Source organism: Catenibacillus scindens (assembly GCF_014202115.1).
Taxonomy (GTDB): Bacteria; Bacillota; Clostridia; order Lachnospirales; family Lachnospiraceae; genus Catenibacillus; species Catenibacillus scindens.
Map to the genome: position 1 here is coordinate 76,432 of NZ_JACHFW010000010.1, position 25,543 is coordinate 101,974.

The window sequence follows — 25,543 nt, forward strand, 5'->3', positions numbered from 1 at the left end:
CAAAATGGAAGAACATGAAGTTTATGAAAAAATACAGCACAAAACAAACCATCGCAATAAAATCCAAAAGGCCGTCACTTATATTTTTCTGACTCTGTGGGCCCTCATCGTCCTGTTTCCTTTTTACTGGATGATCCTGACTTCCGTAAAAAGCTACGGGGCCTATAACGCGGAGCATACTCCCGCCTTCTTCACCTTATCGCCCACCATCCAGAACTATATTGACGCCTTTACCACGGTCCCCCTTGTGGGCTATCTGTTAAACACAGCCATCTTCGCCGTGGCCACCACAGTGATCATGGTCATTGTCAGCACTCTGGCCGCCTACGCCTTTGCCCGGCTGAACTTCCGGGGAAAGAATCTGGTATTTACTCTGTTTCTTTCCCTGATGATGATCCCCAGCGAACTGGTGGTCATCACCAATTTCGTGACGGTGACAAATCTTGACCTGCGCAACACCTTTGTGGGCCTTGTCCTGCCCTCCGTCACTTCCGTCTTTTATATCTATCTTTTAAAAGAAAATTTTGAGCAGGTGCCCGACGAGCTTTACCGGGCGGCCAAAGTGGACGGCACGTCAGATCTGAAATATTTGTGGAAAGTCATGATCCCTATTTGCCGGCCCACCATTATTACTATCACGATCTTAAAGATTATTGAGTGCTGGAACTCGTATGTGTGGCCCCGGCTTATTACCGACGATCCGGCATACTACCTTGTTTCCAACGGAATCCAGGAAATCCGTGAAAACGGCTTTGGCCGGGAAAATATACCGGCCATGATGGCGGCGGTGGTAGTCATTTCCGTCCCGCTGATCGTTCTGTTTTTAATTTTCCGCAAGAAGATCATGGCAGGGGTATCCCAGGGAGGTACAAAAGGATGAAGCATTTTACGAAAAAATTGGGACTTGCCGCAGCCGCCCTCCTGGCGGCCGCCGCCATGTCCGCATGTCACGGACAGAGGGAGCAGACAGCCTTTGAGGTGCCCCAGGAATTTGATATGTCCAGAAATTATGAGCTGACTTTCTGGGCCAAAAATGACACCAATGTGCGCCAGACAGAAATCTACAAACAGGCTATCGCTGACTTTGAGGCCCTTTACCCCAATATTTCCATTGAGCTGAGGCTCTACACTGATTACGGGGATATTTATAATGACGTGATCACAAACATTTCCACAAACACAACGCCTAATGTATGTATCACTTACCCGGATCACATCGCCACTTATATGACCGGCGACAATGTGGTCGTCCCCTTAGACGATCTGATGGATGATGAAAAATATGGCCTTGGGGGCAATGAACTGCTCTTCCAGGCGCCTACAAAGTCCCAGATCGTCCCCCAGTTTCTTGACGAGTGTACCATTGCCGGTCATTACTATGCCCTGCCCTTTATGCGTTCCACAGAAGCTTGCTACATCAATAAAGACTATGTAGAAGCGTTAGGATACACTCTTCCGGAAACGCTGACCTGGGATTTTATCTGGGAAGTCTCTGAGGCCGCCACTGCAAAAAATGCCGACGGCACCTATGTCCTCAACGGCCAGGATGTCATGATCCCATTTATTTACAAATCCACGGATAATATGATGATCCAGATGCTCATCCAGCAAAACGCCGGCTATTCTACGGAAACCGGGGATATCCAGATTTTTAACGATACAACCAAAGATATCCTCTATACCATTGCCCAACATGCGGGGACGCGGGCATTCTCCACCTTTAAGATTTCCAGCTATCCCGCCAATTTTCTCAATGCGGGGCAATGTGTCTTTGCCATCGACTCCACCGCCGGAGCTACATGGATGGGAAGTGACGCCCCTCTGGTGGATATTGCCGAGGAAGCTGTGGTTGATTTTGATATTGAGGTTATGGCGATCCCCCAGTACGATCCGGATCATCCTAAAATGATCTCTCAAGGGCCTTCCCTTTGTATTTTTAACAAGGACGATCCTCAGGAGGTGCTGGCTTCCTGGCTGTTTACCCAGTATCTTCTCACCAATGACGTTCAGATGGACTACGCCACCACCGAGGGCTATGTACCTGTGACACTGGCCGCCCAGGAATCGGAGGCTTATCAGGATTATCTTTCCCGGTCCGGTGAGGACAATGATATGTACTACGATGTAAAAATTGCCGCGTCAGAGCTTTTGCTTAATCACACCCAGGATACTTTTATTACCCCGGTATTTAACGGCTCCACGTCCCTGAGAAATGCCGCCGGCCAGCTCATTGAGGAAGTAACCAAGTCTATGCGGCGCGATGAAACTGTAGATGAGGCTTATATGGACAATCTTTACAGTGAGGTTGCCGCCCTGTACCATCTGGACGAGAACACCGCGCCCTCCGGGCAGGAAGCGGATCTGGGCCCCCTTCCGCCTATGGCCAAAGGACTTCTCATCACCCTGGGGGTTGTATGGATACTGATCATTCTTTATCTGATCGCGGGAAAAATTTCGGCCATCAGAAACCAGCCCCATGAGTGAATAGTTACAAAAAACTTGATTTCTCAATTTTTTTGACTATAATTAAACTTGTTGCACAATGATTATAGGACTTGCGATTCATTTTGAAAAAAGGAGACAAATTTTATGAAAAAAATAGTATCAGCTTTTCTTGCCATTTCCATGGCAGCCGCTCTGGCTGGCTGCGCAGGCGGTACAACCACTGAAAGTGAAACTGTAAATACAACTGCTGCTGAAACAGCCGCCGCAGACACCGCAGCAGTTGCCGACACCACAGCTTCTGCCGACTCTGCTGCTGATGAAAGCACCGCAGCCGAAGAATCCGCAGTTGCTGGCACCGATGAAAGCGCCGCAGCCGCCGGCGAGGTGATGTCCTATGACGAATATATTGCCGCCGACCTTGATTCACAGGTAACGATCCAGGCCTATGTACAGGCAAAACAGTCTTACTACGCAGAACAGTCCACAGCCACAGTATACGCTCAGGATCAGGACGGCGCTTACTTCCTCTATGACATGGCCTGTCCCGAAGATCAGTATGATCTTTTAGTTCCGGGAACAAAGATCCAGGTTACAGGCTACAAAGCTGAATGGTCCGGCGAAGTGGAGATCATCGACGCCAGCTTTGAGATCATTGATGACGGCGATACATACATCGCCACTCCCCTCGACGTTACAGACATGCTGGGAACAGACGATCTGATCAACTATCAGAACCAGGCTGTGTCCTTTACAGGTATGACTGTGGAGGCTGCCGGACAGGATGCCGACGGCAATGACGTGGCTTTCCTCTACAACTATGATGGCTCCGGTACAGAAGGGGACGACCTGTATTTTAACGCTTCCTACAATGGACAGACCTATACTTTTACCATCGAATCCTACCTGTGCGATGAAACAACAGATGTTTATCAGGCTGTAAAAGCTCTTGAGATCGGCCAGACCATCAACATGGAAGGATTCCTTTACTGGTATGAGGGCGTAAACCCCCATATCACATCTGTAACCGTTGCTGAATAAACAGTATTCCAACAGCAATCATATGTGCTAACAGCGAAACAGCCATCTCCCTTTTTTGTGGAGATGGCTGTTTTGCTGTAAAAAACAGAATGGAGGAAGGGGGATGATATTTTATCAGGTGTTTATTCTTTCATATACCGGATGACCGCTCTGCCATCCTCCAAACCTTTTTTATAAAATCTGTCCATAGCGGCCTTATCGCGGGTCAGTGTATCCATACCGCACAGATCATCGGGCGCGACAATAAGGAGCCTGCCCTCACGCTCATAGCGGACTGCCTTATCAAGAGAAGTATTATAAAGCTCTGCCCGCTGTTCCATCCTTGCTGCCGCCCTTGGATATTTTCTGCGGATTCCTCTGGCGATCATCTGATCCTTTCCCGGCACCCGCCTGAAATCCTTTTGCCTTGTCAGGATAAGAACGACCTTATCGCATCCCATGGTGAATGCTTTTTCCACAGGAATGGGATCACTGAGGGCGCCGTCATAGTAAGGTACGCCATTGACGATATAAGGATGGCATACCAGGGGGATGGAGCAGGACGCCTTCACCACATCATAATTGTCCTGGGCAATGTCACTTTTATCAAAATACTTTGCTTCCCCGGTGAGCGCATTGGTAGCTACCGTGATCAGTTCCATGGAACTGGCGGCTATGGCAGGATAGTCCAGAGGATTTTCGCCGTCACTGTTGCTAAGCACACCATAGACATAATCCATGTCAATATAGCTTTTCTTTCGCATGAAATTAGAAAAGCTCATGTATTCCTTCCGGTTTGAATATTCTGTATAAAACACATAATTGCGGCCTTTTTGCCCCGCCGCGTAAGAAGTGGTATTGGCGCTTCCGGCGGACACGCCGATACCCACATCAAAACGAATCTTTGCCTCCATGCAGCAGTCCATAACGCCCGCGGCGTATATGCCTCTCATTCCGCCGCCTACATCTATAATGGCGCTTTTCATCTTCCTTTTCCTCCATCATTGTTTTTTATATATTCTCCCCTTCCGGGGGTGATCCGGTTTCCCGTTTGTTTACTTTGCTTCTTTTTCACTTTCTTATTTCACCTGCAAATCTATCCGCCCAGTCCATGATCTTGAGCATATTTTTATCTGGATCTTTGTACAGATAATTAAATGCCTGTTCCAGACCGAATTTCTGGATTGTCGTTTTTACACTCATCAATAATTCCTCTTATCGTCAACAATGAAATATTATTTAGCCTGTGAGGCCTCACGCTCTGTCTTAAAAAGGAGGAATCCCGGTTGTGGGACTGCCCCTTTTTTCATGACGCCATAACTACCATACATTCTTTCCCACAAAAGGCGATCCCGTATTTCAGGATTTTTTTCATACCGCGTCTCAGCAGACTGACGCCATATTTTTTCTCCTCGATCTGTTCCAGCGCTCTCTGGCACGCGCTTTCCAGATCCCCATTATCCGCGTATTTTATTTCGATCACGATTCCGTTTCTGTCCGGTGTGCAGATGGAGATGTCGCTGTAGCCTTCCCCTGTCTCCTCATTGGACTGGATCAGCCAGCTTCCCTGACTCCGCAGAAGGCCGAGCAGCATTCCGTGATAAAAGTTCTCCTTCATCCCTGTCCGCACCGCCGTGTCACGCACACTGATGGAATCCCACAGATAATCATGGAGCATATCCTGGATTACTTTCACCTTTCCTTCGGGAAACGCCCCGCAAAAACGGTTGATCCGGGTCAAATCTCCGTGGGTTGTCTCCTGGAACCAGTCTTTTACCAGATCAATAAACAGCTCCCTCACCTCCCGGTTTGGAAGAGCCAGCTTCATCTGTTTTCCCGAAAAACGCCCTCTCTGTGTCAGATAGCCTGTGGAATACAAAACACTCCATATATTATCAATAGAGTCCTCGATGTCCCGGTAGGTCAGTTCCTGACGGATTGTCTTGATAATGGTTCCCCCTCCGATCAATCGCTCAATCTCATCCCGTGTCGTCTGATCCGCGCGTTTTAGCAGCCGCCGCACAATATCGTTTCCGCTGGTGTTTGCCCAGTAATTCTCCGGCTCAGCATCTCTATCTGACAAAAGGACATCGCAGTAATTGATAACATCCCAGGGGCAGTAAACACTGACTTTTCCAAAAAGATAACCGTTGTACCAGTCTCGGATGACCTCTTTGTCCTCTGTCAGGCCATAAAATGAGAGAAGCTCATCCACATCCTCATTGGTAAAGCCAAAATATTCATCATATCGAGAATCTGAGATTGTGTGTACCTTCAAGTTATTCAGTCCTGTAAATATACTCTCCTTTGAAATTCTGAGACATCCTGTAAGTACAGAAAAATACAGGTTATCATTGGTCTTTAGCGCATTGCCGAACATATTTCGGATCAGAATAATCATTTCATCATAGTAACCATTCTGAAATGCCTTATCCAAAGGAACATCATACTCATCAATCAAAAGGATGACCTTACGGCCGTAATGCTTGGCTAAAAGCCTTGAAAGCATTTTTAGACTGCCAATCAAAGCTGACTCTGACATTACATAATTTGATTCGCTCTTTATATCAACCTGAATCAGACGGCGGTAAGAATCCTTTTCTGCAGAGGAAAGTTGTTTACTATCCTGAAGGAACTGGAATCTCATAGCCTCATCTCCAATCACTGTCCTAAGTCCTGCTGCAGCCGCCTCAAAATCAAGTCCATCCACACTTTTCAGACTGATAGAAATTACCGGAAATTTCCCCATATATTCTTCACACAGTTCTTCTTTTCCGGCAATCTGCAGTCCTTCAAATAACTTTCGGTCACACCCGATTTCAAAAAAGCACTTTAACATACTCATATTCAGGGACTTGCCAAAACGGCGGGGACGGGTAAACAGGTTGACCTCTCCCCAGTTTTGCAAAAGTTCCGCGATAAACATTGTTTTATCTACATAATAAAAGTTGTTTGATCTGATCTTTTCAAATCCATCAATGCCGATGGGAAGTTTTTTGCTCTTCATATTCTTCTCCATCTCCTTTCCGGCTCTACAGTTTTTTCACGGATTACTTACTTCACTTTACCACGGGGCCAAGGGACAGTCAAGGCCACAGGTTAATGAGACAGAAAAAGACCGGCAGATCAACTGATCTGCCAGCGAACATGACTTCCATCCTCATCTTTTTCAACGATAAGCTGGTCTTCAATCTCCTGTTTTAATTCTGTGACATGGGAAATGATCCCGATCATCTTAGAGCCGCCCGCCATCTCCTGAAGAACCCGCACCGCCTTGTCACGGGAATGGTCGTCCAGGGAGCCAAAGCCCTCGTCAATAAACATTACATCCAGATTCACGGAGGCCGTGCCTGCCTGAATCTGATCCGCCATGCCAAGGGCCAGGGAGAGAGCCGCCATAAAGGACTCCCCGCCGGAAAGGGTGCGCACTTCCCGCTCCTTTCCCGTCACTGTGGAATAGACCATCAGATCCAGCCCCCGGTTTTTCCCGACGCCAGCCACGTCCACATCCTTCATGCGAAGTTCGTACTGGCCGGCGGACATTTCCATAAATCTGCGGTTAGCCCCAAAAAGAATCCTCTCCAGATAATAGCGCTGGACAAAAGTTTCAATGTCCATCCGGGCACCGCTCACCTTTCCTGCCAGAAGATTGTAAAGATCATCCATGGAGCGGTGGCGATCTACAATCTTGGCCCTCTGAGACATTTTCGGCTCCAGAGCATTATAGACATTAACGTCCGCCCTCAGAACCTCCCGGATACGGTCAAAGGCGCTTCTGGCTTCACTGACCTTTTCCCCGGCGGTCTCAAGTTCTTTTTCAAGTCGGGAAATATCCGGCCACTTCTGGTCTTTAATGGCTGCTTTGGCCTGGTTTGCCCGGCTTTTAGCGCCTGCCTTTTTCTGGTGATAAGTGTTGACCTCTTCCAGAAAAAGAGCGGCCTGGCTTTTTTTGTATTGCAAAACAATCTCCTGCCACTGATCCTGGGTTAGCTTTTTTTCCTCCATGACAGTCTCATAATCTTTTCGACACCCATCCAGACGAGCCTGGTCTTTTGGCAGCTCATTTTCATAGCGGGAAATCAGCGCCCTGGTACCCTCCATCTGGGATTTGGAGTGCTGGCTTTTTCTCCTGGCCTGATTATATTTTTCCTCAGCCAGTTTTTTATCTTTCTCAGCTTTCTCAAGGGCTTCTCTGGCCGCACCTTCCGTTGGGAAATCTCTGGACATTTCCAGATTTTTTAAGGCCGCCTCATATCCCGCCAGAGCAGCCCTTATATCCTCTGTCTTTTTCCGGGCGTCCTCAATCTGTACAAAAAGATCTTTCTTTTTTTCTTCACTTTCTTTTTGGGCCTGTAAAATGGCCTGCTTTTGTTTCACATGATCTTTTGCCGTCTTTCCCTCCAGTGCCAGGATTTGCCGCCATTCTAAAAGAGTGTCCCGGACTCTTGCCGCCGTCAATGGCTGGGCGGGCCTAAAATTTGTTGGAAGATCTGCCCTCAGTTTTTCTCCCAGGCGGGCGGTTTCCGTCTCTAAGCGGGTATTTTTTTCTTCTAAGATGGCCGCAGCCGCCTGAGCCTTTGTGGCGGCCTGCTCCTGTGACTTGGACAGAGCCTGGACTTCCTGTTGCGCCTGCTCAAGCCCTTCCCTTGTTAAATGGGCATAGTCTTCCTCAATGGGGCAGGGATTGGGGTGATCTAAAGAACCGCACACCGGGCAGGGTTTTCCCGGTCTAAGCTGCTCTCTGGCAATAAATCCGGCCTGAGCCCCAAGAAAGATCCTGCGGGCGGTTTCATATTCCCCATTTTTCTTTTCATAGGCTTTGCTGGCCTCCCCGTAGGCGGCCTTTGCCTCATCCACAGCCTTTTTTTGAGCCTTCGTCTCCTTTTCAAGATTTTCCAGCGTCTCCCAGTCGTTGTACAGTTCCCGGTATTTTTTCGCCTTTTCCTGCCACCTGGCAAAATCAACTTCCGCGTCCTGTAATTCTTCCCCCTGACGGCGCCGCTGTTCTTCCTGGGACTCTATGGCAGACATAGTTTCATTGAGACGCTCCAACAATTCTCTGGCCTTTTTGTAATCCTTCGTCCCTTTTTGAACCTGTACTTTTGCCTTCTTTGCCTGGTCAAATACTGACAGCGCCTTTTTTACCTGCTCTGAAACTCTTGTAAGCATTGAAAGTGTCTCATTAAAACTTTCCTGGGCCTTTTGCTCCCCTTCCATATCTTCCCGGTTGGCCTTCTCAAAGCCGGGGAGTGCCTGGCGCCAAGCCGCAAGTGCGGCGTTTTTTTCCTTGAAGTTCTTTTGGGAATCCGCGTACCGCTCATAAATAGCTGAGATTTCATAGGCGGCGGTAATCTGTCCAGCTTTTTGTTCCAGCTCCTCTACAGAAGCTTTCATAGCCTCACATTGTTCCAGCTCTTCCTGGGCCTTCTCAAGCTCCTCAAAACGTTCTGAGAGCTGGCGGGCCTGAGCCAGAACATCACGCCGGGCCAGATAATCTTTATTCACAGCCTCATAGACAGCGCTTGCCTCAGATTCCTGGAATTTCAGAAGATCACAGAGCTGTCCAAGGCTCTGGATCAGGTTTTCCATAGCCACCACAGAAAGTTTCTCTGATCCCAAAATTTCATCCCGCAAACGAGAAAGCTCCCCGGCCTCTTTATGATCTTTAGGGATGACCAGATGAGACACTTCCGTCTGGCAGGCGGTGTGAATCTGGCCCATTTCCTGAAAGGTTTCCTTTCTCCTGCGGGCCAGCTCATCAATGATCTTCTGATACAGTTCCGTGTGGAACAGCTTTCTGAAAATCACTTTTTTATCATCGGACTTTGCCCGCAAAAGCTCCATAAATTCTCCCTGGGCGATCATAGCCACCTGCATAAACTGTCCCTTAGTAAGCCCCAGGATTTCCTCCAGCTTCCTGTCCGTCTCCTTCGGAGGATATTCGGTGCCGTCATCCATGATCAGAGATACGGCCCCGCTCTCTTCCTTTATGCCCTTGCCTCTCTTTAGGGGGCGCACATGCCTTGGCACCCGCCGCACAGTATAGAGACGTCTCGCCGGGCCTGTTCCCTCAGAAAATGTCAGCTCCACAAAAGGTTTAATATCCGCCCCGGCAAACTGGCTTTGAAGCTCCGTCCCGTCTTTTTTGTTGGCCGTGGAACTGGCCTCGCCGTAAAGGGCAAAGACAATGGCATCAAAAATGGTCGTCTTTCCCGCCCCTGTATCTCCCGTAATGAGAAACAGGTTCTGATTGGCCGCCTCAAAATCAATTACCGTCTCTTTTCCGTAGGAGCCAAACGCCTGCATCGTAAGCTTTAACGGTCTCACAGCCCTTCCACCTCCTGTATCCGATTGATCACATCTTTAAGAATATCTTTTTCCTCATCAGTCATATCCTTTAAAAAGGAACAGCACAGCTCAAAAGGATCCAGAGCCGCCGCCGGCTCGTAAACTGCCTGGTAATCGGCCTGCCGCCATGTCTTTCGCCGGATCTCAAGAAGGTGAGGGAAAGCCTGGCGCAGCCGGTCCTGCATATCCAGCACGTCCAGATCCACCGGGTCCGTCAGCAGGACTGTCACGTAATCATCGCAGGATGCCTGCAGCACTTCCTCAAGGGTTCCCTGGATTACACGGACCTGGCGCAGGGGCTTTAAAGGGATCACAGACACTTTGATCTCCCCTTTGGGGCCCATGTCCACCTCTACAACCCCTTTTTCCTGCCCGGCCTCGCTGACTGAGCAGGCCAGAGGAGTACCGCAGTAGCGGAAATAATCGCTGCCCACCTTCATAGGTTTGTGGATGTGACCCAGCGCCCCGTAGTCAAAAGGAGCTAAAACAGCCGCATCCACCTGGTCAATATTTCCCACAGTGCGCACTTCCGAATCCATCCGCTCCACATCCTCCGCCGTCTTTCCCGATGGCAGGTAAAACTGATGGGATACGATCACATTACGTTCTTCTTCATTAATATTTTCCCGGTTAATTAAAAATTTCACTGTCTCATTGTAGGAAAGGGCTCCCTCCTGCCCGCCGGCCTCAGTGATCCCTTTCACCATGGAAGGGCGGACAAATGGGAGCAGATAAAAGTTTACTTTCCCGTATGTATCCTCCAGGGTAACTTTCTCAATAAAATCTCCGGGGATCTGGGGCGCCAGGCCGATCATATGAACCCGCTGTTTGGACAAAACCCCCCGGAAACAGTTAAGGCGGGAACCGCTGTCATGATTCCCGCTGATGATCATAATCTCCCCCTTAGGGATGGCGTCCACAAGCCCTTCAATAAAGCGGTCAAATAAAGCCACCGCCTCCCCGGAAGGCACAGCCTTATCATAAATATCTCCGGCAATAACAACGGCGTCCGGCTGTATTTCCCCGGCCAGGGCTGTGATCTGTTCCAGAATATATGTCTGATCCTCCAAAAGATCCCGGTTCATCAGCCTAAGGCCGATGTGCAGGTCGGAAAGATGAAAAAACTTCATTAAAGACCTTCCTTTCCTTTTTAAAGTTTCCATATAAGTTCAATGCCAAATCCGTGGGGCTGTACATCTATGGTGCGGATGTCCATGGCCATGAGGGCCGCGTACTTTTTTACAAGATACAGCCCCATGCCTGTGGAGTGCTGGCGGTCCGGTGAGCTTCCGCAAAATCCTTTATCAAAAATAAACGGGAGATCCTGGGGCGGCACGCCGGGGCCGTTGTCCGAGATTTTAAGATGAACGCTTTTCTCATCATTTTCCACAGTCTCCCAGGTACGGATATCAATCACACCGCCTTGTGCCGGAGTATATTTCACGGCGTTGCTTAAAATCTGGGACAGGATAAATAAAAGGATTCTCCGGTCCGTCATTACAGACACATCTTCGCCTCCGGCATTGACGGCCAGCCCCCGCTCCTGGATCATGCCGCTGAAATTTTTTGTAACTTCAAGGAGGGCCTCAGAGAGAGAGACTGTCTCAAATCTGTAATCCATATGATCCGCTTTGGATCTGGCATAGTAAAGAATACGATCCACATCCGAGCGGATCTGGTACTGGACATGGCGAAGACGCCCAAGGACATATGGGGACATCTCATCGCTGTGATTGCTCAGCACAAGCTCAGTCAGGGACAGGGGCGTTTTTATCTCATGGGTCCATTGCTCAATAAACTCCTCGTAATCTTTAAGCTCGTACTGGCCGTCCTCAATGGCGGACTGCTGGCGGGAAAGCTCATCGGCCAGGGCCCTGCACCATAACGGCCATCCGCCGGGCATAACCGCCCGGAACCGTTCCAGAGAATCCTCGTCCTTTTTTTCGAGATAGTTCCATGCCCGGAAAAGCCGCTTTTTCTCCGATGACTGTTCCAAAAGATACAGGACGGTCAAAACCGCCGCAGAAAAAAGGACAATCACCGCTGTCATAACGCCAAAGGTTTTTGGCGACGCAATATACACAAGAAAAGAGAAAAACACATCGGTCAATGCCATCAGGCCAAGGGCCGGCTTTATCATCCCTGATTTTTTTTTAGACTTCTTCATATCCGGACACCTCCAGCCGATACCCTTTTCCACGGACATTCTGGATCACATTTTTCAGTCCCATGGCGGTCAGATGCTTTCTAAGGCGGGCAATATTCACTGAAAGGATATTTTCATCCAGGTACTCCATATTTCCCCACACTTTTTCGCAGATCCTGCTATAAGATACCGCTTCCGGAAAATCCGGGATAATGGCCGCCAGTATTTTGGCTTCGGTTTCCGGAAGGATCATCCACTGATCTTTAAAACTTAAACGGCATGTGTCCAGGTCCAGGGTAAGATCCCCGGCGCGTAGGAGATTATTCATGGACGCGTAGGTGGATAAAAGGCGGCGGACCCGGGCGGTCAGCCGGTCTGTAGGGCAGGGCTTTGTGAGAAAATCATCGGCGCCAAGTCCCAGAGCGTGAAGTTCGTCGTTTAATGTGTCCCTGGCGGTGAGGATCAGCACCGGGATGGCGGTGCGGCTTTTCAGCCAGCGGCACAAATCGTAGCCACTTGTTCCCGGAAGGTTTACATCCAGTATCACCAGATCCGGCGCCAACTCTAAAATCACCGGCGCCAGGTCTTTTGAAAAATCTCTGACTGAAGGAATATCGTACCCAAGCTTTTTAAAAGTATGTTCCATTTCTTCCCTGAGAAACTCGTCGTCTTCCACAATGATAATCCTGCTCAAATTACTGTCATCTCCTGTCTGTAATATCCAGCGCCCCGATAGCCCGGCCTGTAGCCCTGCGGATCACTCCCATGTATATACACTCAATCACGACAAAGGCCGCAAATGCCACCGCCGCAGCGGAAAGGACGTGAACCATGGACGCATTGGCCGGGAGCCGGGTAAAGTTTGTAAACAGGCACCACACCGCAAAGACGCCGCTCACTGCCGTAACCGAAAGCACAAGGGTAAAAAAGGTGTACATCTGCCGGACGGCTGACCTTGCCAGTTCCGATTTCCGGGCTCCAAGCATTAAAAGGGTCATATAGCGCCCGTGATTCTTTCTCTGCCAGATAAGATATTTCAGGCTGATCACCGTATTGGCGATGATCAGAAAGAGTACTCCAAGATATATGGTAATATAACTTCCCGCCACAGTGTAAAAAAGGTTGCGCCCTATACCGGCCAGGTAGCTTTCATAGTGGAGGCCGCAGTTGTCAAGAACCTGTCCCATCTCTAAAATTGCCTGCATCAGTCCCGATTCCTCAACCAGAGCATCGGAGAGAGACAGATTATAGGCAAAAATCTCTTCCGGGTCTGTCACCAGGCTGTCGTAGACCTCATCGGCAACAATATAAGCATTATACAATGTAATCTGGCGGTCCGCAACAACATTATCCGTGTAGAGTTCCGGCAGGAGTTCATAGGTTTTCCCGTCAATTTCAATACTGGCCCCGTCTTTTAAAGCGCCTGCTAAAATCGACTGAAAATCGCTGCCGCTCATGGACGTATACATGGCCGCCCTGTTTTCTCCAAGATCTAAGGGTTCTTTTCCGAGACTTGCAAGAAGCCGGTTATAACTGCTCTCGGCAATAAAATAATCTATCCGCCCCTGGATATTTTCAAGAATATTATCTCTAATATCGGACTGAGGCTGTCCCGATATAGCCTTATACATCCCTTCGGCATTATAGGTATGGCTGTCTATATCCATATGTCCAAGGCGCATTGCATAGCAGTCTTTGATCATCCAGGCGCTGTCCCCGGAAAGAAGTTCCTCCGCCACATCCTGGTCCGTATCTGTAATGGTAAAATCCGCGCTGTGGCCCGACTCCGCTCCCCGTCCAAAAGCGACGCCGATGCCGTAGGATACACAGGCGATGGCAAGGAGCAAAAGAAGGGATGCCACTGCCAGAACTTTGTATTGGTGAAGAACATTTTCCTGGATCTGACGGCCGGTGAACGTATAAAGGCCGGACCGGGACATAGTTTTTTTCATAATCCGCCGCCCAATCAGGGCTCCCATGCCTTTGTACAGCCAAAAAGTTCCCCAGATGCCAAGGATCAGGACAGGGATGAGGACGATATAGGAAAAGATCCCCATCTGCTGTATAGAAAGGATATAAGCCGCCGCCAGCATGACCATACCTGCAACAGCGATAGCCACCCCCACCTTTCCCGTCTTTGGAAGCTTCTGAGTTTCAGACACATCGGATTTAAGGAGCGCCGCCGGCTCCTGGCGGACAAAACGGATGCTGAGCAAAAACATGGCGATGAGCTGAACTGCGAGAAAACCTGCCACCGTCCACAGTATTGCTGTCAGAGACAGGGAAAATTTATGGCCGATGATCCCCATGCCGATGCCTCTGGCTGTGGCCAGACTGACGCACTCGGTCAGAATCAGCGACACGGGAAGGCCGATAACTAACGCGATGACGCTGTTAAAAACCGTCTCTCCCATAAGCATCCCAAACATACGGCTGCGTTTCATGCCAAGCATAAGGTACATGCCGAGTTCCCGCCGCCGCCCATCCAACTGGTAGGCGCAGGCAAAATAGACGAGAAAGAATACAAAAAACAATGACACCACATAGATGGCGGGAATGAGCATCATCAGCTTTTGCACGGCGTCGCTTTCCATTGTTCTTAAAAAACGCATAACGTCCTGCTCGCCCATAGATAAAAGGGTGTAAAAAGCCACAACAGCCGCCACAAGGGAGCCGAAAAACAGGCCGTTATTTTTAATATTTTTTCTCCCATTTCTGAAAATCTGTTTAAAGAACATGAGCGCTCCCTCCTCCCAACTGTGTCAGCACGGTGATAATCCGCTCATAAAAAACCTCTCTGGGCTCACTTTCCACATTTCTGCGAAGCTCATGGAAAAGCTGGCCATCCTGGATAAAAAGGATTCTGGAACAATAGCTGGCAGCGCTGGCGTCATGGGTTACCATCATGATGGTGATCCCCATCGTCTGATTAATTTTAGAGAGCTGATCCATCAATGTCCTTGAGTTTTTCGTATCCAAAGCTCCCGTAGGCTCGTCAGCCAGCAAAATGCTGGGATTCCCAATAAGCGACCGTGCCGCTGCCACCCTCTGCTTTTGTCCGCCGGACATCTGGGATGGAAATTTATTTAACACATCTTCAATGTCTAACTGGCGGGCCAGAGTCTCCAGAGGGTCCGCCGCCGCCTTTCCCGTAATGCCGTGGAGGGACAGAGGAAGGAGTATATTCTCTTTTGCCGTCATATTATCAAGAAGTTCAAAGTCCTGAAAAAGATAGCCGATCTTCTTTCCCCTGTAATCGGCCAGCTCCCGGTCTTTAAACCGCCCCAGTTCCTGGCGCTCAAGGAGGACTTTGCCGGAAGTGGGCCGGATCATGGTGGCAATGGTGTTGAGCAGAGTGGTTTTTCCCGATCCGCTGGGCCCCATAATCCCCAGAAATTCCCCTTTCAAAACGTCAAAGGTAATGCCTTTAAGGGCCTTTGTCTCATTATCCCCTACGCCATAGGTCTTTGTAATATTTTTCACTTCCAGAACCCGGCCGCTGTCTGCCGGTGCCTTCTGTTCCCTATGATTCATCATATTCATATCTATTCTTACCTCCATAACTAAAACTTTTGTTCCTTTTGATAGGTTTATTGTATCAAAGGCGTATGGAGATATCCACTTACAGGTAGTGTAAGTTTTCCTCTGACTGCCGCGCCTTTGTTTTCTCAGAGCCGCACTCTTCCCATAAGTCTCCTGCATTGCTCTTCCATCTCGTCTAATTTTACGGCAAAGGGGCCATAGTCTTTACCCATACAAAAGTCCTCCTTTCCCCTCTGGCTTTTGCCAAAGCCCACAGGCTTATTACATCTCACATCTTTCATATTTAAAAATTTGCCATAAAACCTGACAGATTTGAAATTTTGTAAAGACAAAACAGAAGGATTACCCATGGAAATCATGGGAAGAATTACTTATAATACAATCAGAAACAAAAAGAAAGGAGTCTCAGGTTATGAAATGGTTTGATTCAAATTTTGATTATGTACAGGAACTTATTGATCGGTGGAACAGCCGGCGAAAAAAAATCCGCGCCATCTATTTTATTATCGCCGCCATCCTTATAATTGCCGGCATACTCACAGCCATTTTTCCGGTAAGGATCTTTATCGTCATCCAGTACCTGGCTGCCGCCGCCATTATTATCGTAGGCATTTACCACTTTATCGCCTTTTCGTCAATGACTTATTATTTCAGGGACTATACGCTGCTGCTCTCAGGCATATTAAACGTTCTCATGGGCGTCCTTATAATGATCATGCCTCTGACGCTGACCGTCCAGGTGATCACCTTCATGTTTGCCTTTGTGCTGCTGTTTTCCGGCTTCCAGAAGCTGTCGCTCTCCTCAAGGCTTAAATATTTCGGTATCCCCCATACAGGATCTCTGACTTTCAGCGGCATTTTAAATATTATCCTGGCGGTCATCTTTATCCTTCTCCCTTTTATATCCGCTCTGGCGCTGAATTATATTTTAGCCGCCTACCTGATTTTGACAGGTATCGTCCTTCTCATTGAAGCCATCAGTATGCAGGAAATCAAATATCCCGGTACAGGCGGGATATAAAGCTTTCATCTGGCAGAAAGCCTGTCCCGAAGGGGGCCGCCTGTCCCCCTTCATCTTTTACTCCCGGATCATCGTCCTGGAAATGATCCAGTCTATCTGAGAAATAAACTTTTCATCCTCCTCTTCCTCTTCCCCGGTATAAGCCAAAAGTATCCCCGCCATGCCGCAGGCGTAAAAATTAAGTAAAACGTTCCGGTTCTCATAAGTAATTTTAAGATCGGGAAACTTCTCCTTCATGATCTGCTCCAGAAAAAGAACTGTTGATTTTAAGAACAGCCTTTCAATCTGGTTCCAGTTTTTAGAATACTGAAGTCTTCTCAGCTTATTTCGATGGGTCTTGACAAAGGAGACAAATACCTTGATCGCCTCCCTGTGATTTTCTTCCTTCAGGCTGCGCCTGGCCATCTCCATGGCCGAACGGCCGAAGCCCACTCAAGCACATCCATAATGTCCTTAAAGTGATAATAAAAGGTCTGCCTGGAAATATGGCACTCCTCGATCAGACGCTTTACAGTGATCTTGTCAATATTCTCTTTTTCCAGCAATCTGGAAAATGTGTCCGCAATGAGCGTCTTCATATCTTCTCTCATGTAAGCCCCCTGGTGGATATATGTAATAAAAATAATGATGCCAGGGCCAAATCTGCATAATGACCCTGACATCACTATTTTAGTATATCTTTACTTCCTGCACAAGTGGCGAATTATAGGAAACGGCAAGTCAAAGGTGATTCGCCACTTCAAAGGCGTCCCAGATGGCGTACATAATATTGGAAACCTTCCTGGCGTCGCCTAAAAGATAAATCTCAGGCACATCGAACTCTAGTTCATGGTACAAGGAATTTTCCTCCCGGTAGCCAACAGAGAGGATCACGCTTTCGCAGGATATCTCCTTTGTCTCCCCCGCAATCTTGACCGTCAGGACGCCGTCCTTAAATCCGGTGACTTTGGCCCCTGTCACCACCTCAATGCCGTTATAAGGCACAAGACGTTCCAGCATATCTTTATTGGCATGACACAACGGCCCGTTCACCGCCATCAGACGGTCTAAAGCTTCCACGATCGTTACCTTTTTCCCCTGTTTTGCCAGCCACAGGGCCGTCTCGCAGCCCACAAGTCCGCCGCCCACCACAACAGTGGTACCGCCGCAATCCTTTTCTCTATTTAAGACTTGTGCTGCTGTGTAGACATGGGCGTCATCTCCCAGAGAAAAGACTTTCGGTGAAGAGCCGGTGGCGATGATCACAGCGTCATAGCCGCTATTTAACACGTCCTCTTTTTTCACTTCATAGTTTAAATATACCGGAACATTTAATTTGCGAAGCTGTACTTCATACCATCTGGCCAGGGCGTGGTCATCTTCCTTAAAATCAGGGACGCCTCCCGGAATAAGATTGCCGCCAAGCCTTGATGATTTTTCAAACACCTGGGGCTTATGGCCGCGGGTGGCCAGCACTCTGGCAGCCTCGCATCCGGCTACGCCGCCGCCCACGATCATGACCTTTTTGCTCTTTAATATTGGCTCATAGGCAGTCGCCCGCTCTCTGGCCGCCTGAGGGTTCACCGCGCAATTGATCATGGAATATTCCTGAATACGGCCCATACAGCCTTCCTGACATGAAATGCATGGACGAATCTCATCGGTATGTCCGCACCGGAGTTTGTTCACGTAATCCGGGTCGGCAAGAAGTGGCCGTCCCAGGTTAATGATATCGCAGTCGCCGTCTTCCAGAGATTTTAAGGCCATATCCGGATCGTCCATACGGCCGGCGCACAGCACAGGAACGTCCACCACTTCTTTGACCATCTTGCAGTAAACCCTGAAAAGTCCCTTTTCCTGATACATCGGCGGATGATTCCACCACCAGGCATCATAGGTTCCCACATCGGTATCCAAAGCGTCGTAGCCGTAGGAAACAAGCAGTTTCGCCGCCTCAAGACCTTCCTGGATGTCACGGCCTTTTTCCTCAAAAACTTCTCCGGGGAGAGCGCCCTCCCGCCAGTCTTTGATCATGCTCTTTACACTAAAGCGCAAGGCTACAGGGAAATCGTCACCGCACCGGGACTTAATCTCCTCCAAAACCTCTCTGGCAAAGCGGAGACGGTTTTCCAGAGAGCCGCCGTACTCATCAGTTCTCTGATTAAACATGGAAATAGCGAACTGATCCAGAAGATATCCCTCATGGACTGCATGGATCTCCACACCGTCAAATCCGGCCCGCTTGGCATTGTAAGCCCCATCGCCGAAGGATTTCACAATACTTTTAATCTCCTCCACTTCGAGGGGACGGCAGATTTTATCCAGCCAGCGGTGAGGTATAGGCGAGGGCGCTACCGGCGGAAACTCCCCAAGATTTGTGGGAATCGTCACCCGGCCAAAGCCCGCGGACATCATTAAAAAGATCTTACTTCCATAGGCGTGGATGCGCTCTGTCATTTCTCTGGCCGTCCGGATAAAATGCACCGGGTTGTATGTGGAATTTGGACAGTTAGGCATACTCTGGGTTTCCACCTTGCAGTCAGAAAAGGTTACTCCTGTGATGATCAGCCCGGTTCCCCCTTTGGCCCGCTCCACATAATAGTCGATGCCCCTCTGGTTAAAACCGCCCTCTGAATCTGAAAGTCCAAGAGGCCCCATGGGCGCCATGGCAAAACGGTTCTTAATCTCCACTGAACCGATCTTTACCGGCGTAAACAGCTTTTTGTACTTCATAAACATCCTCCTTCTTTTCGGGTTTTTGCGTCCCAAAATCATACCTGTCTGCGCCAGAGACAATTGGCATGACCTTCTGACACTTATATCATGAGGTCAAATTTTAATTTAATCTCACCATCATTATGTACATTATACTAAACCTGCGGATGTTTTTCATACAAACAGGCGGTTTCCAAATAGCAACTTCTTTTTTACAGCGCACCGGCCAAAATCTACAATGCCTCGTCAAAGAGGCGGACAGACATGTACGCTTTGGCGTCATGACAGCATATCCCGTAAATTTCCCAGAAAAACCTTTCTTTTAAGGGGATAGCCCGGAGATTGGTCATATTGAGTTCCCCGACAACCACCTCCGGCACAATGGCCAGACCAATTTTCTGGGAACAAAGCTTTTGCAGAACAATCCCATCCACACTTTTAGCAATGATCTCCGGCTCAAAACCGGCCTCCCGGCAGCGGCGGATCATTTCCTGACAGATCCAGAAGGCTTCGTTCATAGACAAAAGTTTTTCACCTTCAAGCCGGGCAATGGGGACTTCCCCGGCGTCATACAGGGGATGTCCTTCATAGACAAGCACAACCACCGGACAGGCCGCCAGCTTTTTTTCCAGAAAATCCCGTTCATCGGACCTTCCCACTATGATCCCATAGTCCAGCCGGGCATCGAGAATCTGACGGCGGATCTCCTCGTTGGAATATTCATAATATTCCACTGCGATTTTTGGATGATTTTGGATAAAATCAAGAAGTTTCTGCATAGGCAGCATATTAAAAACGCCGTAAGCGCAGCCGATCCTCAGCCGGCTGTCCTGAAATTTAAGCTGCTGGATCTCATGATCCACCTGTCTTAGCTGACGCAGAATATCTGCTGACTTTTTATAAAGAAGCCGTCCGCTGGCTGTAGGCAAAACCCCCTGTTTCGTCCGCTCAAATAACTGGGTATGAAGTTCTTCTTCTAACTGGCGGATATTTTTTCCAAGGCCCTGAGGCGTGATAAAAAGCTGCCGGGCCGCCTTGTGAATGCTTTGGTTCTCATAAACCGCCTGAAATTCTGTCAAAGTTTTTGTATTCATCTTCTGCCCTCGGTTTAAAACAACCGCTTTAACTGCTCCAAATCAAATGTCACGCAAGACACATGATCCACCTCGATCTGATACAGGGCGTTGGCCGCCATATGCTCCGCCGCCTGCTCCAGATCGCGGATGCCGGAGGTGGTCACATATTTTGTCACTAAAGCGTCCAACGCTTCATCGGTAATCTGACATTCCTGCTCTTTTAATCCCATCCTCTTTAAAATTTTCGGCAGGGCATATCTGGAGAAAATAATTTTCTTCTCTTTTGGCGTGTAATCTTCAATTTCAATCACCGCAAAACGGGACATTAAAGGGGCGCTGATCTGACTTTTATCATTAGCCGTGGCAATGGGGTAAACCCCGGTTGTAGGGATCATACACTCAATATAGTTATCGGTAAAGCCGAGATTATCCAAAAGGGTGAGCAGCACGTCGGCCGGGTTGCCGTTGCCTTTCCCAGACGCAGCCTTATCCAGCTCATTAATAATGAATACCAAGTTGGACTCTCCTGCCATGGAAAAGGCTTCCATAATAATTCCCGGCTTTGCGTTGGCATAAATTCTGGAACTTCCTGTAAGCTGTTCCGGATCGTTGATAGAACTCATATCCAGAGTTGTCCATGGCAGCTTTAAGATCCTTGCCACCGCATAGGCAATCTGGGATTTTCCCGTCCCGGCAGGGCCCACCAGCAAAATACCGTAGGCCGGCAGAGTGTGGGTACGGTTGATCTGAATGACAGTTTCAATGATCCGCTGCTTTACACGCTCCATACCGTACAATTCTTCGTCAAGAATACGGCGGGCCTCCACCGGATCAATAGGCTCAAAGTAATTGCTTTTCCACTGGATATTCAACATGATAGACAGGGCACGCTGGGCATGGCGCCGCTCCTCCAAAGTCACCTCGTTGGACTTGGCCACAGACAGGTTCCGGTAAGCCCACAGGCGGATAGTGTCCGGCAAAGTTTTTCCCGCACATGTAAGAAAATCGGTAATACTCTGCAGACTTGTCAGCCGCATATCGTCGCCGTTGACATCTTCGTCATCATCCTCGTCCGTTTCTTCCTCCGGTGGGGCACTGGCCAGCAGCCTGCCGATCATAAACTGCAAAAAGCCATCGGATGCAGAGAGCTTTGTCCCTGCCCCATGGGTCAGTTCCCGGATCTTATAGACGCCGTAGCCCTCATCTGTATTTTTCCCCGACAGGCGCACTTTAATATGGTTATCCCCCAGCCACCGAATCAGGCTGACAAACCGGGCGTCCACCTGCAAAATATCTGCGCTGATCTTGCCGTTGTCATCGTCAAAATTAAAGGCTGTCCGCCGGGTGGGGCTGGCAAAGAAGCCGCAGGAGTGATGCTTCCACTCTTTTTCCCGGTTATCTAAAAGCAGCAGCGGTTTCTGGGGGGACGCCTGAGGCGCACTGGAACGCACTACAGTATAGGTACACTGAGCGTCATCTTTCTCCTCCGGTTCATTGCTGAAATCAAATACTGGCATATTGTTCTCTCCTTCGTGTATCTTAATGGACTTCATTCCATGATTGATCTTATTCCCCCGCTGCCTGCAGTGGGAGATTTGACTTCATCATACCATACTTTCAGATGCTTTTGGAAACTTTTATTGCCATTCTCCAACTCCGGGCAGGATATATTGTTCAATGGCCTGAGCCACTCCGTCCTGGTCATTGGTTCTAACCACATGATCGGCCTTTTCCTTCAGCACCTGAATGCTGTTCCCCATAGCAATTTTCAGACCGGACACGTCAAACATAGACAAATCATTTTCACTGTCGCCAATACAGGCAATCTCTTCCTTTTTAATGTTCAGGCCCTGAGCCAGCATGGCAAGTGCCCGGCCCTTGGAGGCGTTTTTTGAAAAAATTTCCACATAGATTCCTGAATAAGCTGCGCTGATCTCACTGTACCCCCTTAAAACGCGTTTTGTCTTTTTCCTTGCGCCGGGAGCCGCGAAATAAAGCTGAAGTTCCTCCACCTCATGGCGGCTTTTTCGGATCACCGACGCCATATCTTTGACGCAGCAGACCCCGATGGCGTCTCTGCCGTAAATCCTGCGCCCCATCCAGGCAAACACATGTCCCTGAATCAGATAGCGGTTATTCATGTGGGACGCAATTCCAAGAGGAATATCCCGACTGTCTTTCAGGATGTTTAGGGCCGTAACCTTAGGAAGCATAGCCCGGTACAGTGTCTTTTTCTTTTTGAGATCAAGAACCCGCCCGCCATTGCTGGTGATCACATAGCGGTACAGATCCCGGTTTTTCTCTCCATCCTCCCCGTCCCCTTTTCTCAGAATTCCTTCTGACAAACGGTGCGGCAGACAATAGAGATTGCGCCCTGTTGTGGGTACGATGATCAGACCACGGCCTGCTCCCAGCCTGAGAGCCTCCATAGTCCTGTCAGTCACCTCACTCTTTTTATTTAAACATGTTCCGTCCATATCCACAGCAAGTAATTTGATCATAAATGCCTCCTGTCCTTAGGGTTTTATAAGTCTCACTGTTTGTCAGTATAATCTATTTTTCTCACTTTTACAACCAGCCGGAAAAAAGAGCGCCGCCTGACATTACTGTACAGGCGGCGCCCACTTTATTATAATCCGTAAGAGGCAACAATTTTTTGAAATTCCGGTGAATCCGCAAAGCCATTAAAGACATGCTCTCTGTCCTTTCCTTCCTGCTCCAGCACCCGAATCCAGGACTGAAGTCCTGCGGCATCTGCTTCGCGGTCCATAAATACCCGGTAAAGAACTTTGATAAATTCTTCATTGGACAGATTCTTACTGTTCATTTCCGGAGAGAAGATAAATCCGTGAGCAACCTGCTTCGGACTCTCTCTGCGCGACAGCAGAACTTCCGCCCAGTTATTTAATCCACTTGTATCCGCATTACGCCCCAATGCTTTCTGATAACAGCGGAATACAAACATAGTCACTCCGGCGTTCTGATCTCTTGGCTCTGTCAGATTGACACTTCCTCTGTCAATACCATAGGAACGGCAAATGGCGGTAAATTCCTGAGACTCGGCAAATCCCTTAAAGATCATCTCCCGTGAAATACCATTATCCAATTGCTTCACCCAACTTGCCAGACCGGCCGCATCAGCTTCCCGGTCAAGGAATGTGCGATAAAGACGGGTAACAAATTCAGTGTTGCTTAAATTCTTGTTCTTTAACTCTGTACTAAATACAAAGCCCCAGGCAACTCCCGCTCCGGTATCCTGGTGGTTTTCAAGTACCTTTACCCATGAAGCATGTCCGTTAAGATCCGGATCACGCTTTAACAATGTGGTATACAGGCGGGTTACGAAACCGGAAGTTCCCTCTGTCGAAATATTGTAAACAGTAACTACACAACTGGCAGTTTTGTCATTTTGTTTTGTTCTTACAGTAATCGTCGCGGTTCCCGCATTACCTGCGGTAACAAGTCCGTTGCCATCTACTTTCGCCACAGAAGAATCGGAAGTGGTCCATTCTACGTCCTGGTTTACTGCGTTTTGAGGAAGAATGGTAGCTTTTAACTGAAGTGTCTGGCCCTTCTGAGTTAATGTAGCCTTCGACTGATTCAAACTAACGCCTGTAACATCTGTATACGGAGACAGGCTAAAGGAATAATTACCGTGATAGCTGGTATTTTTAACTACAAAATAATAGGTTCCTTTTTCAAGCTCAATTTCTCTGCTGATTGAACTGTAGCCAAGATCACTGTCCCAATATTCATAGCTGTGATTAACCGACTTACCGTTTAAATCATAAATATAGTAATCCGCCCTATTCATGTAAGCTGTAGCTTTCTGAATATATTTTCCCGTTGCCGGCACTGTAAATTTGTAATAATCAACGGTATCATTGACCGCAATCTGGCCGTTATAGGTCTGACCAAGGGAAATATTTCTGGCCGTTGCCATGGTATTATCGCTGCCATTGCCGGTTTCGGTAAAACTTTCATTGGCACTGGTAAACTTGAGTGTAAAACTGTATTCTCCCGTATAGGCGTTACTTTCGACGGCAAAATAGTAGGTACCTTTGGTCAGATCAATATTTTCGCTGACACTGCTCTGTCCGGTTACAGAATCATCATAAAAATATCTATCATACAGTTTTTTCCCGGAAGTATCATAGATCAGATAATGGATCCGGTCCATTTTTCCGATGGCGTTATTGGTAATCCTTCCGGAAGACGGAATTGTAAATTTATAATAGTCCAGATCATCATTTTCAGCAATCAGACCTTTGTATTCTGTATTTAAGGAAATCGGGCTGGCACTTTCAAAGGTATTATTCGTTCCGTTGCCAGTCTCAGTAAAACTCTCATTGGCACTGGTCAAAGACAAATTAAAGGAATAATTTCCCTCACCTGAGCTATAACTAACAACAAAGTAATAAGTGCCTTTGGTCAGGTCAAAAGTTTTGGTAACTGAACTTTGGCCGGCAGTTTCATCCCAACCGTGATATTTATCATAAAGTTCTTTCCCCGATGCGTCATAAATGAAATAATGGACTGTCCTAACCTTGGCGAAAGCGTTAACGGTCAACCGTCCGGAAGCATTAAGGGTAAACTTGTAATAATTATCTTTTTGGGCTTTGGATACCGAACCATTATATGTAGTTCCCAGATTTACAGATGTTGCTGCCTCCATTGAACTTCCCGCAAACGAATCCAAAAGCACTTCTTCACTCTCTAAAGGAGCCGATTCACTCTGTGGCTGCGGCGCTTGTGTTTCCTCTGCAACACTCTCCGGTACAACGCTCTGAGCCTCTACACTCTCCTCTGCGACACTCTCCGGTACAGCGCTCTGAGCCTCTACACTCTCCTCTGTGACGCTCTCCGGTACAGCGCTCTGGTTTTCGACACTTTCCTCTGCGACGCTCTCCGGTACGGATTCAGCCGGTACGGATTCAGGAGTTATTGTTTCTGCCGCAGACTCTGATTGCGCCGCTTCTGTCTGAGGCGCGCTGGCCCAGACGCCAGTACCGCCGCCTAAAACCATAGAGACAGTAAGGACACTGGCAAGCATACCTTTAATCATTTTTCCTCTCATAAACTCTCCTCCTCATTAAAAAAGTTACTTCTTTATTGTATATCTGGCCAGTAGCCTTTTCAACATGCGGACATTTTTGAGGAGAAATTTTTTGTAACATTTTGTTATTATTCACAGCCGATTTGACGCAGATACACAAATTCGTCAAGCATTCTCGGAAGAAGGTTGGATAACTG

Annotated in this window: 21 protein-coding genes; 4 read left to right on the top strand and 17 right to left on the bottom strand. The window is 48.3% G+C overall.

Annotation, left to right across the window (positions count from 1 at the left end):
* The first annotated feature begins 4 nt into the window (after nucleotides 1–4).
* The 3 genes from HNP82_RS12045 to HNP82_RS12055 all read left to right on the top strand — a co-directional run bounded on the left by HNP82_RS12045 (nucleotide 5) and on the right by HNP82_RS12055 (nucleotide 3,483).
* Nucleotides 5–880: a carbohydrate ABC transporter permease gene (locus tag HNP82_RS12045; RefSeq protein ID WP_183775140.1), complete on the top strand. Its 876-nt coding sequence runs from the start codon at nucleotides 5–7 to the stop codon at nucleotides 878–880.
* Nucleotides 877–2,484 carry an ABC transporter substrate-binding protein gene (locus tag HNP82_RS12050; RefSeq protein WP_183775142.1) on the top strand — a complete coding sequence of 536 codons (1,608 nt, stop codon included), beginning with the start codon at nucleotides 877–879 and terminating at the stop codon, nucleotides 2,482–2,484. The genes HNP82_RS12045 and HNP82_RS12050 overlap by 4 nt, the downstream gene beginning before the upstream one ends.
* Before the next feature lie 105 nt (nucleotides 2,485–2,589).
* Entirely contained in the window at nucleotides 2,590–3,483 is an 894-nt protein-coding gene (locus tag HNP82_RS12055) for a hypothetical protein (RefSeq protein WP_183775144.1), read from the top strand.
* 122 nt (nucleotides 3,484–3,605) lie between these two features.
* On the opposite strand, the gene HNP82_RS12060 is transcribed toward HNP82_RS12055, so the two are convergent.
* From HNP82_RS12060 to HNP82_RS12100, 10 genes are all read right to left on the bottom strand, one after another.
* Nucleotides 3,606–4,448: a patatin-like phospholipase family protein gene (locus HNP82_RS12060; protein WP_183775146.1), complete on the bottom strand. Its 843-nt coding sequence runs from the start codon at nucleotides 4,446–4,448 to the stop codon at nucleotides 3,606–3,608.
* An 85-nt stretch (nucleotides 4,449–4,533) separates the two neighbouring features.
* Entirely contained in the window at nucleotides 4,534–4,665 is a 132-nt protein-coding gene (locus tag HNP82_RS18250; RefSeq protein ID WP_279288919.1) for a hypothetical protein, read from the bottom strand.
* Between the two features lie 103 nt (nucleotides 4,666–4,768).
* Nucleotides 4,769–6,469, bottom strand: a complete 1,701-nt coding sequence (locus HNP82_RS12065; protein WP_183775148.1) for an AAA family ATPase — start codon at nucleotides 6,467–6,469, stop codon at nucleotides 4,769–4,771.
* A 119-nt stretch (nucleotides 6,470–6,588) separates the two neighbouring features.
* Nucleotides 6,589–9,789 (bottom strand): AAA family ATPase, encoded by a 3,201-nt coding sequence (locus HNP82_RS12070; RefSeq protein WP_183775150.1) that lies wholly within the window; start codon nucleotides 9,787–9,789, stop codon nucleotides 6,589–6,591.
* Complete coding sequence (locus HNP82_RS12075; protein ID WP_183775152.1) at nucleotides 9,786–10,940, bottom strand: exonuclease SbcCD subunit D; 1,155 nt, start codon at nucleotides 10,938–10,940, stop codon at nucleotides 9,786–9,788. The genes HNP82_RS12070 and HNP82_RS12075 overlap by 4 nt, the downstream gene beginning before the upstream one ends.
* Nucleotides 10,941–10,960: 20 nt before the next feature.
* Nucleotides 10,961–11,977, bottom strand: coding sequence for a sensor histidine kinase (locus tag HNP82_RS12080; RefSeq protein ID WP_183775154.1), 1,017 nt, complete (start codon nucleotides 11,975–11,977; stop codon nucleotides 10,961–10,963).
* On the bottom strand, nucleotides 11,964–12,650 hold the full coding sequence (locus HNP82_RS12085) for a response regulator transcription factor (RefSeq protein WP_183775156.1): 687 nt from the start codon (nucleotides 12,648–12,650) through the stop codon (nucleotides 11,964–11,966). Before HNP82_RS12085 ends, HNP82_RS12080 begins: the two co-directional genes overlap by 14 nt.
* Nucleotides 12,651–12,657: 7 nt before the next feature.
* Nucleotides 12,658–14,694: an FtsX-like permease family protein gene (locus HNP82_RS12090; protein WP_183775157.1), complete on the bottom strand. Its 2,037-nt coding sequence runs from the start codon at nucleotides 14,692–14,694 to the stop codon at nucleotides 12,658–12,660.
* Nucleotides 14,684–15,499 (bottom strand): ABC transporter ATP-binding protein, encoded by an 816-nt coding sequence (locus HNP82_RS12095; protein WP_243164753.1) that lies wholly within the window; start codon nucleotides 15,497–15,499, stop codon nucleotides 14,684–14,686. The genes HNP82_RS12090 and HNP82_RS12095 overlap by 11 nt, the downstream gene beginning before the upstream one ends.
* Before the next feature lie 125 nt (nucleotides 15,500–15,624).
* Nucleotides 15,625–15,780, bottom strand: a complete 156-nt coding sequence (locus HNP82_RS12100; RefSeq protein WP_183775158.1) for a hypothetical protein — start codon at nucleotides 15,778–15,780, stop codon at nucleotides 15,625–15,627.
* Nucleotides 15,781–15,911: 131 nt separating this feature from the next.
* On the opposite strand from HNP82_RS12100, the gene HNP82_RS12105 reads away from it, so the two are divergent.
* The gene (locus tag HNP82_RS12105) at nucleotides 15,912–16,520 is read left to right on the top strand and encodes an HdeD family acid-resistance protein (protein WP_183775159.1); all 609 of its coding nucleotides are present in this window, start codon (nucleotides 15,912–15,914) and stop codon (nucleotides 16,518–16,520) included.
* A gap of 57 nt (nucleotides 16,521–16,577) precedes the next feature.
* Here HNP82_RS12105 and HNP82_RS12110 read toward each other — a convergent pair whose 3' ends face one another.
* The 7 genes from HNP82_RS12110 to HNP82_RS12135 form a co-directional block, all read right to left on the bottom strand.
* On the bottom strand, nucleotides 16,578–16,952 hold the full coding sequence (locus HNP82_RS12110; RefSeq protein ID WP_207720613.1) for a TetR/AcrR family transcriptional regulator C-terminal domain-containing protein: 375 nt from the start codon (nucleotides 16,950–16,952) through the stop codon (nucleotides 16,578–16,580).
* Entirely contained in the window at nucleotides 16,907–17,110 is a 204-nt protein-coding gene (locus HNP82_RS17845; protein ID WP_207720614.1) for a TetR family transcriptional regulator, read from the bottom strand. The genes HNP82_RS12110 and HNP82_RS17845 overlap by 46 nt, the downstream gene beginning before the upstream one ends.
* A 130-nt stretch (nucleotides 17,111–17,240) precedes the next feature.
* Nucleotides 17,241–19,232 carry an oxidoreductase gene (locus tag HNP82_RS12115; protein WP_183775160.1) on the bottom strand — a complete coding sequence of 664 codons (1,992 nt, stop codon included), beginning with the start codon at nucleotides 19,230–19,232 and terminating at the stop codon, nucleotides 17,241–17,243.
* A 215-nt stretch (nucleotides 19,233–19,447) separates the two neighbouring features.
* A complete protein-coding gene (locus HNP82_RS12120; RefSeq protein ID WP_183775161.1) occupies nucleotides 19,448–20,308 on the bottom strand; it encodes a LysR family transcriptional regulator in 861 nt (286 codons plus the stop codon).
* 14 nt (nucleotides 20,309–20,322) lie between these two features.
* The gene (locus HNP82_RS12125) at nucleotides 20,323–21,807 is read right to left on the bottom strand and encodes an AAA family ATPase (protein ID WP_183775162.1); all 1,485 of its coding nucleotides are present in this window, start codon (nucleotides 21,805–21,807) and stop codon (nucleotides 20,323–20,325) included.
* A 120-nt stretch (nucleotides 21,808–21,927) separates the two neighbouring features.
* Nucleotides 21,928–22,791: an HAD-IIB family hydrolase gene (locus HNP82_RS12130; RefSeq protein ID WP_183775164.1), complete on the bottom strand. Its 864-nt coding sequence runs from the start codon at nucleotides 22,789–22,791 to the stop codon at nucleotides 21,928–21,930.
* 128 nt (nucleotides 22,792–22,919) lie between these two features.
* Nucleotides 22,920–25,367, bottom strand: a complete 2,448-nt coding sequence (locus tag HNP82_RS12135; protein ID WP_183775167.1) for a DUF4214 domain-containing protein — start codon at nucleotides 25,365–25,367, stop codon at nucleotides 22,920–22,922.
* Between the last annotated feature and the right edge of the window lie 176 nt (nucleotides 25,368–25,543).

What these genes read in the sequence shown, in the direction of transcription:
- HNP82_RS12100 (WP_183775158.1), bottom strand. Translation starts at nt 15,780, where the DNA reads ATGAAAGATGTGAGATGTAATAAGCCTGTGGGCTTTGGCAAAAGCCAG.
- HNP82_RS12050 (WP_183775142.1), top strand. Translation starts at nt 877, where the DNA reads ATGAAGCATTTTACGAAAAAATTGGGACTTGCCGCAGCCGCCCTCCTG.
- HNP82_RS12130 (WP_183775164.1), bottom strand. Translation starts at nt 22,791, where the DNA reads ATGATCAAATTACTTGCTGTGGATATGGACGGAACATGTTTAAATAAA.
- HNP82_RS12065 (WP_183775148.1), bottom strand. Translation starts at nt 6,469, where the DNA reads ATGAAGAGCAAAAAACTTCCCATCGGCATTGATGGATTTGAAAAGATC.
- HNP82_RS12080 (WP_183775154.1), bottom strand. Translation starts at nt 11,977, where the DNA reads ATGAAGAAGTCTAAAAAAAAATCAGGGATGATAAAGCCGGCCCTTGGC.
- HNP82_RS12055 (WP_183775144.1), top strand. Translation starts at nt 2,590, where the DNA reads ATGAAAAAAATAGTATCAGCTTTTCTTGCCATTTCCATGGCAGCCGCT.
- HNP82_RS12120 (WP_183775161.1), bottom strand. Translation starts at nt 20,308, where the DNA reads ATGAATACAAAAACTTTGACAGAATTTCAGGCGGTTTATGAGAACCAA.
- HNP82_RS12115 (WP_183775160.1), bottom strand. Translation starts at nt 19,232, where the DNA reads ATGAAGTACAAAAAGCTGTTTACGCCGGTAAAGATCGGTTCAGTGGAG.
- HNP82_RS18250 (WP_279288919.1), bottom strand. Translation starts at nt 4,665, where the DNA reads ATGAGTGTAAAAACGACAATCCAGAAATTCGGTCTGGAACAGGCATTT.
- HNP82_RS12095 (WP_243164753.1), bottom strand. Translation starts at nt 15,499, where the DNA reads ATGAATATGATGAATCATAGGGAACAGAAGGCACCGGCAGACAGCGGC.
- HNP82_RS12135 (WP_183775167.1), bottom strand. Translation starts at nt 25,367, where the DNA reads ATGAGAGGAAAAATGATTAAAGGTATGCTTGCCAGTGTCCTTACTGTC.
- HNP82_RS12045 (WP_183775140.1), top strand. Translation starts at nt 5, where the DNA reads ATGGAAGAACATGAAGTTTATGAAAAAATACAGCACAAAACAAACCAT.
- HNP82_RS12125 (WP_183775162.1), bottom strand. Translation starts at nt 21,807, where the DNA reads ATGCCAGTATTTGATTTCAGCAATGAACCGGAGGAGAAAGATGACGCT.
- HNP82_RS17845 (WP_207720614.1), bottom strand. Translation starts at nt 17,110, where the DNA reads ATGAGAGAAGATATGAAGACGCTCATTGCGGACACATTTTCCAGATTG.
- HNP82_RS12075 (WP_183775152.1), bottom strand. Translation starts at nt 10,940, where the DNA reads ATGAAGTTTTTTCATCTTTCCGACCTGCACATCGGCCTTAGGCTGATG.
- HNP82_RS12105 (WP_183775159.1), top strand. Translation starts at nt 15,912, where the DNA reads ATGAAATGGTTTGATTCAAATTTTGATTATGTACAGGAACTTATTGAT.
- HNP82_RS12090 (WP_183775157.1), bottom strand. Translation starts at nt 14,694, where the DNA reads ATGTTCTTTAAACAGATTTTCAGAAATGGGAGAAAAAATATTAAAAAT.
- HNP82_RS12060 (WP_183775146.1), bottom strand. Translation starts at nt 4,448, where the DNA reads ATGAAAAGCGCCATTATAGATGTAGGCGGCGGAATGAGAGGCATATAC.